Origin of the sequence: Halomonas shengliensis (assembly GCF_900104135.1) — a bacterium.
GTDB lineage: Bacteria > Pseudomonadota > Gammaproteobacteria > Pseudomonadales > Halomonadaceae > Halomonas > Halomonas shengliensis.
Genome location: NZ_FNIV01000001.1, coordinates 512682 through 527269, shown reverse-complemented (window position 1 = coordinate 527269; position 14588 = coordinate 512682). Strand labels below are relative to the sequence as shown.

Annotated in this window: 11 protein-coding genes; 1 reads left to right on the top strand and 10 read right to left on the bottom strand. The window is 66.6% G+C overall.

What is annotated here, in order from left to right:
- Positions 1-15: 15 nt before the first annotated feature.
- Positions 16-831, bottom strand: a complete 816-nt coding sequence (locus BLP95_RS02400; RefSeq protein WP_089676762.1) for a ZIP family metal transporter — start codon at positions 829-831, stop codon at positions 16-18.
- A gap of 160 nt (positions 832-991) precedes the next feature.
- On the opposite strand from BLP95_RS02400, the gene BLP95_RS02395 reads away from it, so the two are divergent.
- The gene (locus tag BLP95_RS02395; protein ID WP_089676760.1) at positions 992-1771 is read left to right on the top strand and encodes a Mut7-C RNAse domain-containing protein; all 780 of its coding nucleotides are present in this window, start codon (positions 992-994) and stop codon (positions 1769-1771) included.
- Between the two features lie 27 nt (positions 1772-1798).
- Here the strand turns inward: BLP95_RS02395 and BLP95_RS02390 are convergent, their stop codons facing one another.
- The 9 genes from BLP95_RS02390 to BLP95_RS02350 all read right to left on the bottom strand — a co-directional run bounded on the left by BLP95_RS02390 (position 1799) and on the right by BLP95_RS02350 (position 14548).
- Entirely contained in the window at positions 1799-2572 is a 774-nt protein-coding gene (locus tag BLP95_RS02390; protein ID WP_089676759.1) for an enoyl-CoA hydratase-related protein, read from the bottom strand.
- Positions 2573-2826: 254 nt separating this feature from the next.
- On the bottom strand, positions 2827-3672 hold the full coding sequence (locus BLP95_RS02385; protein ID WP_089676757.1) for a 3-hydroxybutyryl-CoA dehydrogenase: 846 nt from the start codon (positions 3670-3672) through the stop codon (positions 2827-2829).
- Positions 3673-3697: 25 nt separating this feature from the next.
- Complete coding sequence (locus tag BLP95_RS02380; RefSeq protein WP_089676755.1) at positions 3698-5329, bottom strand: acyl-CoA synthetase; 1632 nt, start codon at positions 5327-5329, stop codon at positions 3698-3700.
- Positions 5330-5392: 63 nt separating this feature from the next.
- Positions 5393-7186 carry an acyl-CoA dehydrogenase gene (locus BLP95_RS02375; protein ID WP_089676753.1) on the bottom strand — a complete coding sequence of 598 codons (1794 nt, stop codon included), beginning with the start codon at positions 7184-7186 and terminating at the stop codon, positions 5393-5395.
- A gap of 106 nt (positions 7187-7292) precedes the next feature.
- Positions 7293-8702, bottom strand: coding sequence for an MFS transporter (locus BLP95_RS02370; RefSeq protein ID WP_089676751.1), 1410 nt, complete (start codon positions 8700-8702; stop codon positions 7293-7295).
- A 285-nt stretch (positions 8703-8987) separates the two neighbouring features.
- Positions 8988-9257 carry a cupin domain-containing protein gene (locus BLP95_RS02365; RefSeq protein WP_281187364.1) on the bottom strand — a complete coding sequence of 90 codons (270 nt, stop codon included), beginning with the start codon at positions 9255-9257 and terminating at the stop codon, positions 8988-8990.
- Between the two features lie 87 nt (positions 9258-9344).
- A complete protein-coding gene (locus BLP95_RS02360) occupies positions 9345-10403 on the bottom strand; it encodes a helix-turn-helix domain-containing protein (RefSeq protein ID WP_218118511.1) in 1059 nt (352 codons plus the stop codon).
- Positions 10404-10532: 129 nt separating this feature from the next.
- The gene (locus BLP95_RS02355; protein ID WP_218118510.1) at positions 10533-12506 is read right to left on the bottom strand and encodes a hydantoinase B/oxoprolinase family protein; all 1974 of its coding nucleotides are present in this window, start codon (positions 12504-12506) and stop codon (positions 10533-10535) included.
- Positions 12503-14548: a hydantoinase/oxoprolinase family protein gene (locus BLP95_RS02350; RefSeq protein ID WP_089676746.1), complete on the bottom strand. Its 2046-nt coding sequence runs from the start codon at positions 14546-14548 to the stop codon at positions 12503-12505. The genes BLP95_RS02355 and BLP95_RS02350 overlap by 4 nt, the downstream gene beginning before the upstream one ends.
- Positions 14549-14588 lie beyond the last annotated feature (40 nt).

The window sequence follows — 14588 nt, the reverse complement described above, 5'->3', positions numbered from 1 at the left end:
GGAGGGAATGGCCGATCAGCCCAGCGAGACGTCCAGCATCATCATGATCGTGAAGCCGCTCATCGTGGCCATGGTCACCAGGTCGATGTTCTCGTTCTTGCGCTGGGATTCGGGAATCAGCTCCTCCACCACCACGAAGATCATGGCACCGGCGGCGAAGCAGAGGGCGTAGGGCAGGACGCCCTGCATCCTCATCACGAACAGGGCACCGATGACGGCGGCCAGCGGTTCGACGGCGCCTGACGCCTGCCCCATCAGGAAGCTCCTGCGCCGGCTCATGCCCTCGCGCCTGAGGGGCATGGCGACGGCCGTGCCCTCAGGGAAGTTCTGGATACCGATGCCGATCGCCAGCGCCAGGGCGCCGCCCAGGGTGGCCGACGGCAGGTCGGCGGCCACCGCGCCGAAGGCCACCCCCACGGCGAGCCCCTCGGGGATGTTGTGCAGGGTGATCGCCAGCACCAGGAGCGTGCTGCGCTGCCAGGTGGTCTTGATGCCTTCGCTCTTGTCCAGGCCGAGGTCGGGATGCAGGTGGGGCAACAGCCGGTCGGCCAGCCGCATGAAGATACCCCCACCCATGAAGCCGATCACGGCGGTGAGCCAGGCGATGTGCCCCAGCTGGTCGGCCATCTCGATTCCCGGGGCCAGCAGCGACCAGAAGCTCGCGGCGATCATGACGCCGGCGGCAAAACCGAGCATGGCGTCCATGAACCGGCGATTGACCGCGCTGGTGAAGAACACCAGGGCCGCACCGGCCGCCGTGACGCCCCAGGTGAACAGGGTGGCGAGTAGCGCCTGCAGGACGGGATCCAGTTGCACCAGGAAGTCGATCACGTGTTACACCGTTCACAGGGAGAGAGCGAAGGCTCATCGCGCCGGGTGGCGGCGATGAACCGACCGATGAAGCGCCATACTACGCAGCACCCGGCGCCCTGAACACCGCAGAGGCGGCCTCCGCCCCCGACCGGGCAGCCCCCAAGCAACAGGAAACACCATGGCCGTCGCCGACATCCATCTCCATGACCGCTTGAACGACCTTCTCCCGCCGCGACGGCGCGGCCAGGCCATCACCCTCGAGGTGTCGCGACGCGCCGCGATCAAGGACGTGATCGAGTCGCTGGAGGTGCCGCATACCGAGGTCGACGTCATCCTGGTGGACGGCGACGCGGTAGGTTTCTCGCATATCCTCGCCGGCGGCGAGCGGGTCGACGTCTACCCCTGGCCCACCGCCCCGCCGGCGGCCAGGCACCTGCGCCCGACTCCCCCGACACGCCCGCGCTTCGTGCTGGATGCCCACCTCGGCCGCCTGGCCCGCTACCTGCGCCTGCTCGGCTTCGACTGCCGCTACCGCAACGACATCGACGACGCCGAGGTGGCCGCCCTCGCCGAACAGGAGTCACGGGTGGTGCTGACCCGTGACCGCGCCCTGCTCAGGCGCAAGCGCATCCGGCTCGCCCACTATGTGCGAGAGGTGGACCCCTGGCGGCAGGTGAAGGAGGTCTGCGACGAGTTCGACCTTTACCCCGTGCTGGCGCCCTTCACCCGCTGCTCGCGCTGCAACGGCCGGTTGGCCAGGGTCGAGAAGGCGGCGGTGGAACACCGGCTGGAGCCGCTCACACGGCGCTACGTGGAGGCGTTCCTCGAGTGCGAGGCGTGCGGCCAGCTGTTCTGGCACGGCAGCCATGTCTCGCGGATGGAGGCACTGGTGGAGCGCCTGAAGAGGCGGGGGCTGGGTCGGGACAGACGTCGCGACAGCGGACCCCCGCGGCCATAACCGGCCGCGGGGGCTCGTGAGGAGGGCTCAGAAGTTCGGCTTGCGCTTCTCGACGAAGGCGCTCATGCCCTCGGTCTGCTCGTCGCCGGCGAAGCAGAAGGCGAACAGGGCGTTCTCCAGCGCCAGGGCGCTGTCGAGGTCCTGGTCCATGCCGTCGTGGATCGCCTGCTTGGCGGCGCGCACCGACTGTGGGCCGTTGCCGCCCAGCTGCTTGGTGAGCTCCTCCACATAACCTTCGAGCTCGGCCTGGGGCATCACCCGGTTGACCAGGCCGATGCGCAGCGCCTCGGCGGCGTCGATCTTGCGTCCGGTGGTGCACAGGTCCAGGGCCATGGCCGGCCCCACGCGGCGCGGCAGCCGCTGGGTGCCACCGAAGCCGGGGATCACGCCGAGCAGCACCTCGGGCTGGCCGAAGAGGGCGTTGTCGCTGGCCACCGCCCAGTCGCAGGCCAGCGCCAGCTCGCAGCCGCCGCCCAGGCAGAAGCCGTTGACCAGCGCCACGGTGGGCACCGGCAGAGTCTCCAGGCGCTTGAAGGTGTCGAGCGCTTGGCGGGCGAAGTCGCGGGCCTGCTCGGGGGTCTTCTCGCGCATCTCGGCGATGTCGGCGCCGGCCACGAAGGACTTCTCGCCGGCGCCGGTGATCACCACCGCGCGCAGGTCGGCGCGACCCTCGAGCCCGGCCAGCACGCGCTCCAGCTCCGCCAGCACGGCGCTGTTCAGGGCGTTAAGGGCCTTGGGCCGGTTGATGGTCAGGCGCACGATGCCGGCGTTGTCGACCACCTCGATCAGGGACTCGCTCATGGGGCACTCCTCGGTTGTTCTTGAGACATTGTGGACACGGTGTTGAGACGTTAAGACCCAACCCTAGCGAACGCTTGGTTGGGCGGCAATCCCCTCTTGGGAGTATCAGCAATAAGGGAGCGTTCGATTCACGTCACGAGCGAAGATAGGCTGGTCGCCGCCGGACCGCAGCTCCCGGAGTGTAGCCTGCTACATGAGGAGAGCGAGGACCGCCGGCGGCCAGGATATCGAGCGCAGTAGTGAATCGTCGCTTCCTAGTAGACGTGGAAGCCGCGGCCACTCTTCCGCCCCAGGTAGCCGGCGTCGACCATGCGCTTGAGCAGCGGGCAGGGGCGGTACTTGGGATCGCCGAAGCCCTCCTGCAGCACCTCCATGATGGAGAGGCAGACGTCCAGGCCGATCAGGTCGGCGAGGGCCAGCGGGCCCAGCGGATGGGCGGCGCCGAGCTTCATGGCGGCATCGATGTCCTCGGCGCTGGCCACGCCCTCCTGGAGCAGGAAGGCCGCCTCGTTGATCATCGGCACCAGCAGGCGGTTGACCGCGAACCCCGGAGAGTCGCCGATGGCCACGGCGGTCTTGCCCAGCGCCTCGGTGAGCGCCTCGATGCGCGCCACGGTGGCGTCACTGGTCTGCTCGGCGCGGATCACCTCGACCAGCTTCAGCACCGGCACCGGGTTGAAGAAGTGCATGCCCACCACCCGCTCGGGGCGCTCGCACACGGCGGCGAGCCGGGTCAGCGACAGCGAGGAGGTGTTGGAGGCCAGTATCGCCTCATGGGTCAGGCGGCTGAGGTCGCGGAACAGCTTCTCCTTGAGCGCCGGCTGCTCCGGGGCGGCCTCGATGATCACCTCGCAGTCGCGCAGGGCATCGAGGTCGGAGGTGGTGTCCAGCCGCGCCATGGCCGCCTGCTGGTCATCGGCGGAAAGCTTCTCCTTGGCCACCAGCTTGCCCAGTCCCTTGTCGATGGCGCCACTGGCCCGCTTCAGCTGCTCGTCGGCGACGTCGTAGAGCTTGACGGCGAAGCCGCTCTGGACGAGCACCTGGGCGATGCCCTGCCCCATGGTGCCGGCGCCCACCACGCCGATCGCTTGCTCACTCATTGCACTCTCCTCGATATCGAAAGACTTACTGCTTGCGCGCTTCGTCGCGCAGCACGAACTTCTGGATCTTGCCGGTGGAGGTCTTGGGCAGCTCGGTGAAGACCACCGTCTTCGGCGCCTTGAAGTGCGCCAGATGCGCCCGGCAGTGGTCGATGATCTCCTGCTCGGTGACCTCGCCGTAGCCCACCTTGAGCTTGACGAAGGCGCACGGTGTCTCGCCCCACTTCTCGTCGGGCTTGGCGACCACCGCGGCCTCCTCCACCGCCGGGTGCGAGTAGATGCAGTCCTCCACCTCGATGGTGGAGATGTTCTCGCCGCCGGAGATGATGATGTCCTTGGAGCGGTCCTTGATCTCGATGTAGCCGTCGGCATGCCACACGGCGAGGTCGCCGGTATGGTACCAGCCCCCCTCAAGCGCCTGCTCGGTGGCCGCCTCATTCTTGAGGTAGCCCTTCATCACGTTGTTGCCGCGCATCAGGATCTCGCCGATGGTTTCGCCGTCCTTGGGTACCGGCTCCAGGGTGTTGGGGTCGGCCACGCAGAGCGCCTCGAGCATGTGATAGCGCACCCCCTGGCGGGACTTCAGCTTCGCCCGCTCCTCCATGGGCAGCTCGTCCCACGCCTCGCGCCAGGCGCAGGAGGTCACCGGGCCGTAGACCTCGGTGAGGCCGTAGACGTGGGTGACGTCGATGCCGAGGCGCTCGACGCCGGCGATGACCGAGGCGGGCGGCGCCGCGCCGGCGGTGGTGACCTTCACCGGGTGGTCGAAGTCGCGCTTGTCGGCGTCCGGCAGGTTGACCAGGCCGTTGAGCACGATGGGCGCGCCGCTGAAGTGGGTCACCCCCTCGTCGGCGATCAGGTCCATCACCCGCTTCGGCTCCACCTTGCGCAGGCAGACGTTGGTGCCGGCGGCAGCGGCGATGGTCCAGGGGAAGCACCAGCCGTTGCAGTGGAACATCGGCAGGGTCCAGAGGTAGACCGGGTGGTGCGGCATCGCCCACACCAGGATGTTGCTGGTGGCGTTCAGGTAGGCGCCGCGGTGGTGGTAGACCACCCCCTTGGGCTTGCCGGTGGTGCCGGAGGTGTAGTTGAGCGAGATCGCCTGCCACTCGTCCTCGGGCAGCCGGTAGGGATGGGCAGGGTCGCCCTCGGCGAGCAGCGCCTCGTACTCCACCTCGCCGATGGCGCGCCCCTCGGGCACGAACTCGGGATCGGCTACGTCGATGATCAGCGGCTTCTGCTCGAGTTTCGCCACCGCCGCCTCGATGACATCGGCGAACTCGGGATCGACCAGGATCGCCTTCGCCTCGCCGTGCTCGAGCATGTAGGCGATCGCCTCGGCATCCAGACGGATGTTCAGGGTGTTGAGCACGCAGCCCGCCAGCGGCACGCCGAAGTGGGCCTCGAACATCGCCGGCACGTTGGGCAGCATGGCCGCCACCGTCTCGCCGGGCTTAACGCCGCGCCGCGCCAGCGCCGAGGCGAGCCGCCGGCAGCGCTCCCAGGTGGTGCCCCAGTCGCGGCGGGTGGCGCCGTGGATCACCGCCGGGTAGTCCGGGTAGACCGAGGCGGTACGCTCGATGAAGGTCAGCGGCGAGAGCGCCACGAAGTTGGCGGCGGTCCTGGGCAGGCCCTGCTCGAAGATGCTCTGGCTCATGGGAAGGCTCCGTGAGGGTGGTCCGGAAAGCGTGCCGCCGGCGCGAGGCCGGCGGCGGGTCGGTCACTGGGTGGCGGCGTCGAAGGCGGCGAGGCTCGCCATGCCCGCCTCGATCACCGCGCGCTGGGCGCGGCCCTGGGGCAGCCACTGACGGATAGCGTAGTCGGCGGCCTGGCGCTTGGCCTGATAGAAGGGTTCGTCGCGGCCGTTGGCGATGGCCGCGGTGGCGGCCAGTGCTGCCCGGCCCATCTGCCAGGCGCACAGCACGTGGCCGGCCAGGCTCAGGAAGGGGGTGGCGTAGGCCTGGACGGCATCGGCGCCGCGCTCGGGGTCGGCGCCCGCCTCGAGCACCGCGGCCATGGCGGCACGCAGGTCGGCGGCCCCGCCGACCAGGCTCTCGCCCAGCGGAGCGAGCTCGGCGTCGGCGGCCAGGGCGGCGGCGGTGGCCTCCACCTGATCGATCAGCCCCGCGAGGGCCGCACCGCCGTCGCGCTGCAGCTTGCGCCCGGCCAGGTCCAGCGCCTGGATGCCGTTGGTGCCCTCGTAGATGGGGGCGATGCGGGCGTCGCGCAGCAGCTGGGCGGCGCCGGTCTCCTCGATGTAGCCCATGCCGCCGTGGACCTGCACGCCCAGCGAGGCGATCTCCACCGCCTGGTCGGTGGAGAAGGCCTTGACCACCGGGATCAGCACGTCGACCCGTGCCTGGGCGGCGGCGCGCTCGGCGTCTTCCTCGGCGTGGCGGGCCACGTCGAGCTGGGCGGCACAATAGAGCGCCAGCGCGCGCAGGGCGTCGGTACGTGCGCGCATGGAGAGCAGCATGCGGCGCACGTCGAGGTGGTCGGCGATGGCGCAGTCATCGCGGCCGGAGCGCGGACTGCGTCCCTGGGTGCGGTCGAGGGCATAGGCGAAGGCGTGCTGGCAGGCGCGCTCGGCCACGCCGATGCCCTGCACGCCGACCTTGTGGCGCGCCTCGTTCATCATGGTGAACATGTGGTTGAGGCCGCGCCCCTCCTCGCCCACCCGATAGCCGATGGCGCCGTCGTTCTCGCCGAAGGCGAGGGTGCAGGTGGGCGAGCCGTGGATACCCAGCTTGTGCTCGATGGCCGCACAGGTGACGTCGTTGCGCTCGCCCAGGCTACCGTCGGCGTTGACCAGGAACTTGGGCACCAGGAACAGCGAGATGCCCTTGTTGCCCTCGGGGGCGTCCGGCTTGCGCGCCAGCACCAGGTGGATGATGTTCTCGGCGGCGTCGTGCTCGCCCCAGGTGATGTAGATCTTCTGGCCGAAGAGGCGATAGCTGCCGTCCTCCTGGGGCACGGCACGGGTGCGCACCTTGGAGAGGTCCGAACCCGCCTGGGGCTCGGTGAGGTTCATGGTGCCGGTCCAGCTGCCCTCCACCAGCCGCGGCAGGTAGGTGGCCTGCTGTTCGTCGCTGCCGTGGTGGGCGAGCGCCTCGATGGCGCCGGCGGTAAGCATGGGGCAGAGACCCAGCGCCATGTTGGCGCCGTGGAGCATCTCCTGGACGGCGCTGGCCACCACCTCGGGCAGGCCCTGGCCGCCCAGCGCCTCGGCGACGCCGATGCCGTTCCAGCCGCCCTCGGCGTAGGCACGGTAGGCCTCGGCGAAGCCGTCGGGAACGCTGACGCCGCCATCCTCGCGACGGGTACAGCCCTGGCGGTCACCGCTGGCGTTGAGCGGCGCCCACACCTCGCCGGCGAGCCGCGCCGCCTCCTCCAGAACGGCCTCCACCAGGTCGGGGCTGGCCTCCTCGAAGCCGGGTAGCGAGAGCGAGCCGTGCTCGAGCAGTTCCTCGAGCACGAAGCGGAGGTCGCGGACGGGGGCGGCGAAGGGAGTCATCGAAACACCTCAGGGAAAATGATAACGCCGATAGTAGATTCCCTACTTTTCGCCGGCCATTAGCCCTAGGTCGCAGACGCTCTCGAGCCCCATGTCGCAGATGCTCTCAGCGCCGCTCGGCGGGCTCCAGCGCCAGTTCCGCCTGGGTGGGTGCCTCCTCGGGCTCGGGTTCCTCGAAGTAGGCGACATGCGCCTCGTCGGCCGGCGGCGGTCCCACCAGCGGCTCCGCCACCGCCACCTCGGGCACGGCGTCGGAGAGGTCCTCCATGTGCTCGTGCTCGATGGCCCCCTGCACCAGCTCTTCGGTGACCACCAGCTCGGCGCCCGCGGCGGACATCGGCGCGGTGGGATGGAAGGGCGCCACCGGCACCGGCGCCGGGCGCACGCTGCGCCGCCAGCCGAAGAAGGCCACCAGGAAGAGCCCCAGGGCGCCGAAGCTCCAGAACAGCCCGGCGTCCCCCAGCACGCCCATCACCGGCGAGACCAGCGGCGGGCTCACCGCCGAGCCGATGGCGTTGATCAGCAGCAGGCCCTGGCTCATGCGCACCAGGGCGCCGGCGGGGGCGCGGTCGGCGGCGTGGCCCACCGCCACCGGGTAGAGCGAGAAGACCCCGCCACCCAGCAGGAACAGCAGCCCCGCCAGCAGCCAGGGGGACATCGGCAGCCACAGGATCGCCGCGGAGATCAGCGTGCAGAAGCCGCCGATGCCGATCAGCACGATCTGGCGGTCGTGGCGGTCGGACCAGCGCCCCACCGGGTACTGCAGCAGCAGCGCCCCCAGCACCACGATGGCCATCATCTGGCCGACCCGGTCCACCGTGAAGCCGATGCGCTGCAGGTAGAGTGGCAACAGCGCATAGACCGCCGCCACCGCCAGGCCCGAGCCGAAGCTGCCCATCACTCCGGTGGGGGTCAGGGTGATCAGGCGCAGCGGCGGCAGCGGCTCGGCCTTCTCGATCAGCGGCGAGACCCGCGGGATCATCGCCATGGGCAATACCGAGAGCGAGGCCAGCAGGCCGATCACCATGAACGAGGAGGGCCCGCCCATCGCCTCGGTGACCCCCAGCAGCAGCTGGCCGAGCACCCCGGCGGCGTAGAGCGAGATCATGTAGAGCGCCAGCAGCCGCCCGCGCACCCTGGCGTCACCGGCGGTGAGCAGCCAGCTCTCGATCACCAGGTAGACCCCCACCGTGGCCCAGCCGCCGATCAGCCGCAGGGCGAACCAGGCCCAGGGGTGCTCGAAGAGCCCCTGCAGCAGCACGGTGACCGCCACCAGGGAGGCGAAGCTGCCGTAGGCGCGGATATGGCCGATGCGCAGCAGCAGCCGGTCGTTGAGCATGGCGCCCAGCGCCAGACCGATGAAGTAGGCCGAAGAGACCCAGCCGATCACCACCGCCGACTCGCCCGCGGCGTCCAGGCGCAGGGTGATCACGGTGGAGAGGAATCCATTGCCGATGCCGAGGATGAAGAGCCCGAGCAGGGGGGCCAGGGCCATGGCCAGCAGTTGCCGCGACATGCGTTGCCTCACAGCGCAGAGGGGAGAAAGGGAAAGCGTGGCAGAAAGCGCGCAGATGCGCCCGCCCGCGGCGGCCCGGCGCCTGGCCGGTCATCGTGAGCGCGCGAATCATACGCCCGGCCGGCGGCGAGTCAATCGATTTGTTTCCCCTGGCCACCCTCCGACGGCAAGGCTTGTCAGGGCCTGTCGATGGTAGGCGTAACTCGCGCGGCTTTACCGCTCGCTCCAAGGCTTCTGAAACGAGTCACCTCGTCGCCATGGTACACCGCTTCATCAGGCGGTTTTTTACTTCTTGACTTCCACTTCGACAAAGGCAAAAGGCTCCTTGCCATCGTTGATGACGTTATGCTCCGTGCCTTCGACTCGCGTATAGCAAACACCAGCCTCGAGGGTGACCACGCTCTCTCCCTCGGGCGTTTCCAGTCGCATCCGACCGTCGGTCAAAGGAACGATCACGTAGTCATGTTCATGGCGATGCCAGCCCGTTTCCGACCCGGGAGGAAAGTCCCAGCGGGTCACGATCACCTGACTATCGTCGATTTGAAGTTGGCTCACGGCCTGTGTTCTCTGCATAGCAAGACTTGCCTCCTTTCTCTTAACGCTTAACGGTTAACTGCCGTCTTCGAATCACATTGCCGCCACTCACGTCGGACGATCCCGCAGTTCGCTGGCGGAATAACCGAACCGCCTACGAAACGCACGGCTGAACTGCGCCTGCTCCGAGAACCCCCAGCGGTAGGCCACCTCGCCGATATTGACTCCCACGGGTAGCGACTCGAGCTCGCGATGCGCGGCCTCCAGTCGCTGGGCACGTATCCATTCGCCGACCGTGTATCCCGATCCGGCAAAGAGCTTGTGCAGGTAGCGCAGGGAGATGCCGCAGGAATGGGCGATACGAGCGGGTGACAGCTCAGGGTCCCCCAGATTGGCCGAGATATAGCGCTCGATACGCATCAGGTGGGCGGTCTTCAGATGTGACTGGTCGCTGTTCAGCACCCGCTCATCCTGCTCCAGCACCATCGACAACATGCTCAGGGCCTGCTCGAATAAGCGGCTTTGATCCTCCACGCTGCACTCATTCACATGCAGTGAGCAGACCTTAAGGAATTCGACGAAGGCACAGCCGATGCCCTGCTGTGCGGAGAAGCAGTGCTGCGAATAGCGCTCCGGGCGCCGAATGCGGGACCTCATCGAACCCTCGGGTACCTTGAAGACCCACATGTCGTTCGGTGTTGCATAGCCGAACCGATAGGGCGCATCGCCCTGTTCGACGATGAAGTGGCCCGGTGGGCAGTTCAGGTTTCTTCCATGCTGGGAAAAGAACACCTGGGCCCGCAGCGGGATCGTCACCAGAAACGAGGCCTGGCTATCCTCGGCAATCTGCGAGCTCGACCGGGAGTACTCGGCCCTGTCGGAGGTGAGGCGAGACAGGGAGTAGTCACTACCCGCCGCCTTCCAGACCTTCAGCGATCCCTGGAAGGCATCCTCCTCATGGTCACCGTAGCTCAGGGTCAATGGAAAGTAGGTGTCGGAAATGATCTGCGTCCAGCGTTCCTGGGAGTTGGAGCTTAACCGTGTGTCGGGCCTTGTGCCTCCCACGGGCCCTGTCGGCCCCGTGGTTCCTGGTAAATCAGTGGTTCCCGGTAAACCGGCAGCTCCTGGCAACTCGGCGGATTCTGGCATTGTCGTCGTTGTATTCATGCCACTCCTCTCAGTTCACGCACCGTATCTGGGCGTGTCGCAACGAAGACGAGACTCCGGAGGCCCGGCCCCACCTGATCAGGCCAAGGTCCTACCGAAGTCTCCCCGTTCACGTCAGCGATCGCAATATCACGTCCAGTAACATGATGAGCGCTTGGCCAGCGAGTCACGATACTGTTGCGTCGACTTCTCCAGCAGCTCGCCGGTGCCCCAGTCCAGCACCACGCCGTAGCGACGAATCACGTCCAGGACATTCAGCTCGCCATCTCGATACTGTTTGGCGACGTCTTCGGGTGGGGTCTGCAACCACTCCCGCCGATTCGCCCGAATCCACTCACGAGCCTTGGCCGTGCGCTCGGCATTGATCTCATAGTCGTCGATATCAGGATCGTTGACTTGGATCACGACGCCGTAGTCGCACTCCGCACGCTCGACAGACACATAGCCATCGATCACATCCTCCAGCACCGCTTCCGCCTCGCGCTCCAGCGGGTCACCGAAGCCACCGCCACCCGCCGAGGGGCGCGTGAAGGTATCTCCGGAGCGGACCGTGACGTTCGAGAAGGTGGCCCCCAGGTATTTCTCATCCGGCGCTCCCTTGTTGATCCACACCCCGTGCGGCACGGAGGGCAGCCCGCCATTCACCCCCCAGGTCACCGAACGGCCGCGGTCACAGCAGTAGCTCATCACCGTCTTGTCGACCTGGGTCAGCTTGCCTCCCTTCTCGACACCACAGCCGCCGCGGAAGCGGCCCGGCCCGGCAGAGTCCATGCTGATCTCGTGACACATGGTCAGTACGGGGTTCAGCCTCTCCTGCCCCTCCACCGGCTGAACCGCCAGCCCGGTGCCGAATACCGGCGAAGTGGCCGATGAGCCATCCTTGGTCTGACGACCGCCCCAGCCGCCGGCCATCCAGTCATACCACATGAAGTAGTCGCCGCTGCCGGTGCGTCCATCATTACCGCCGATCAGCAGGTACTCCAGGTTGAAGGCACAGGCCATGGCACGCTTCGGCATGACCCCGCTCCACAGCTCGAAGATACCGTTCATTACCTTCTCATAGGGGCCGGAGCAGAAACCGGTGACCGCATGAGGCCAGCCCGCGTTCACCACGCTGCCCTCTTCACCAATATTGGCCGTCACCGCACGATAGAAGCCGGAGTTGAGCGGAACATCGGGGAAGAAGGTCTTGGTACCGGCATAGATGGCGGAGTGGGTCGTGCCATAGCTGGAGTTGAGGAAGGTGGAGACCGCAGGCGCCGAACCCGACAGGTCATAGTGAATGCCGTTGCCATCCAGCGTCAGCTTGATGCGAATCGGCACCATCCCCTCACCCAGCGCAGGGTCGGCATCGATATAGTCGACCGTCTCCCACTCGCCCTTCGGCATTCCCGCCAGACTCTTGAGAACGACCCGCTCGACATAGTCCTGGGTCTCCTGCATGGCCGCCACAACGGTAGCCTTGGAGTACTTGTCGACCAGACGCAGAACCTCACGCTCACAGACCGCCGTGGCCTCTGCCTGGGCCTGCAGATCCCCCAGGGCCTGGGCCGGGGCGCGGGTGTTGGAGACCAACAACTGAGCGACATCGTGCAGGAATACGCCCTCGCGCCAGACACGCACCGGCGTGATGCGAAGCCCCTCGCTGAAGTGGGTGCTGGCGTTGACGTCGAAGGAGCCCGGCACGCTGCCGCCGATATCCGCCCAGTGCCCCTTGTTCTGGGCAAAGCCGATGATCTGCCCTTCGGAAAAGATCGGGCGAATGAAGCTGACATCGTTGAGGTGGGTGCCGCCACGGTAAGGATCGTTGATGGCGAAGACATCACCGGGGTAAATATCGCCGGCAAATTCCTCGAGCACCGCCTTGCACTGGAAGTGCAGGGTGCCGACGTGCACCGCGATGTCGCCGCTGCCCTGCATGACCGTATTGCCCTCGGCATCGCACAGCGCGGAGGAGAAGTCGCGCGAGTAGATGACGAATGAGTAACAGGTGCGCAGGATCTGCTCGCTCATCAGGTCGACACTGGTCGCGAAGGCGTTCTTGAGGACTTCGAAGGTAACCGGATCGAGAGCGTTGTCCTTGTAGGTATGTGCCATGATCATGCCTTCTCTCCCGACTGAATCAGTTGAATGCGAATATTCTTCCACTCATCGATCGACGCCACCGTATCGGGCGGTACCACGGTGGTGGAGTCCAGTTGGTCGATGATGGCGGGACCGGAGAACTCGAAGCCTACCGGCAGGGTTGTCCGATCGTAGACCGGCGTCTGGTACCACTGCCCCTCGAAGTAGACCTCGCGGTGTGCATGCGGCTCTGCCTGGGCACCCGGCTGACGCTCGCTGCGCGGAAACTCCGGCCTGGGCGTCTTGCCCACGGCACGCAGGTGAAGCTGGTAGATCTCGACGGGAAGCGCATTCTGGCGGAAGGAGAACTGCCGCTCATGCTCCTGGTGGAACATCTCGATGGCATCCTCGAGTGACGCTTCGCCGCTACCCATCGCCACCTGCAGGGAGCGCCACTGTCCCTGATAGCGCATGGAGATGCCACGCTGCAGGACTACATCGGCGTCGGCGACGCCCTCGTGGCGCAGCCTGTCCACCGCTTCGTCCTCCAGTGACCGGAACTGGCGCTCGAGGTCTTCCAGGTCGGCACTCTCCGCCGCCGCGGTGTACATCATCGAGAGGTCGTGCTGGATATCGACCAGCAGACACCCCATCGCCGAGGTCACCCCGGGATTGGGGGGCACGATCACCGCCGGGATGCCCAGCTCCTTGGCCACCTCGGCACCGTGAAGGGCACCGGCACCACCGAAGGCGATCAGGGCGAAGTCACGCGGGTCCAGGCCACGGCGGATCGATACCAGCCGCACCGCATCGGCCATGTTGGCATTCGCCACCTTGATGACCGCCTGTGCCGCCTCGGCCGTGTCCAACGACAGCGGCTGGCCGACACGCTCTTCGATGACCTGGGTTGCCTTTTCCCGGTTCAGCTCGAGTGCGCCGCCGGCAAGCACGGTGCCCAGACGGTTTAGCGCTAGGTTGGCATCGGTATTGGTAGGCTCCGTGCCGCCACGCTCATAGCAGGCCGGACCCGGGTCGGCCCCCGCAGACTGCGGGCCATTGCGCAGGGCCCCGGCGATGTCGATATGCGCCAGCGAGCCCCCGCCGGCACCAACGGTCAGTACCTCGATGCTCGGAAACACGATGGGGTGCCCATACTCCACTCCCCACTGCTTGGTCACGCGCAGCTCACCATCATGGATCAGCGAGATGTCGGTAGAGGTGCCCCCCATATCCAGCCCGACGGCATTCTGATAACCGCACTGCTCGGCGATATGCTTGGCGGCGATCGCCCCCGCGGCGATACCGGAGGCCGCCAGACGCACCGGGAAGTGCTTCGCCATGGCCGGAGTCATCGAGCCACCACCGGAGTGCAGCAGCAGCAGGTCGTTATCGTAGCCACCCGCGCTCAACTCATCGTCGAGTTGCTTGACGTAGTCCGACACCAGCGGACCCAGCACCGTATTCGCCACCGCGGTATTGAAGCGGTCATGCTCGAATATCTCGGGCAGGATATCCGATGACGTCGAGACGCTCGCCTCGGGAATCTCCTCCTCGAGGATCTCCCGCATGCGCTTCTCGTTCTCAGCGTTGGCATAGGAGTTGATGAAGCACACCGCTACCGTGGTGGCACCACGCCGCTTGAGCTTGCGAGCCAGGATGCGGGCCTCCTCCTCATCCAGCGGGGTCACCACTTCACCGGCGTAATCGACGCGCTCGGTCACCTCGAAACGATCGCGACGGCGGATGTAGGGGCCACTCACATCCTCGTAGGCATCCCACAGATTATCCTTAGTGCCGTCACGAATCTCGATCACATCGCGAAAGCCCTTGGTGGTGACCAGTGCCGCCTTGGGGAAGCGACGGGTGATCAGCGCATTGGTGGCAACGGTGGTGCCGTGGAAGAACAGCTCCACGTCCGAAAGATCAATTTCGCCACGCCGCACCCCGTCGATCACGGCCTGCTTGGGGTTGCTTGGCGTAGAGGGAACCTTGGTGACGCGGAACTGCTGAGTATCTTCATGATAGATACAGACGTCGGTAAAGGTTCCGCCGGCATCTACGGCGACTCTTAGCTTTGACATATTGATCACTCTCTTGTTGTTGAGGCTATTGTTGCTGCAA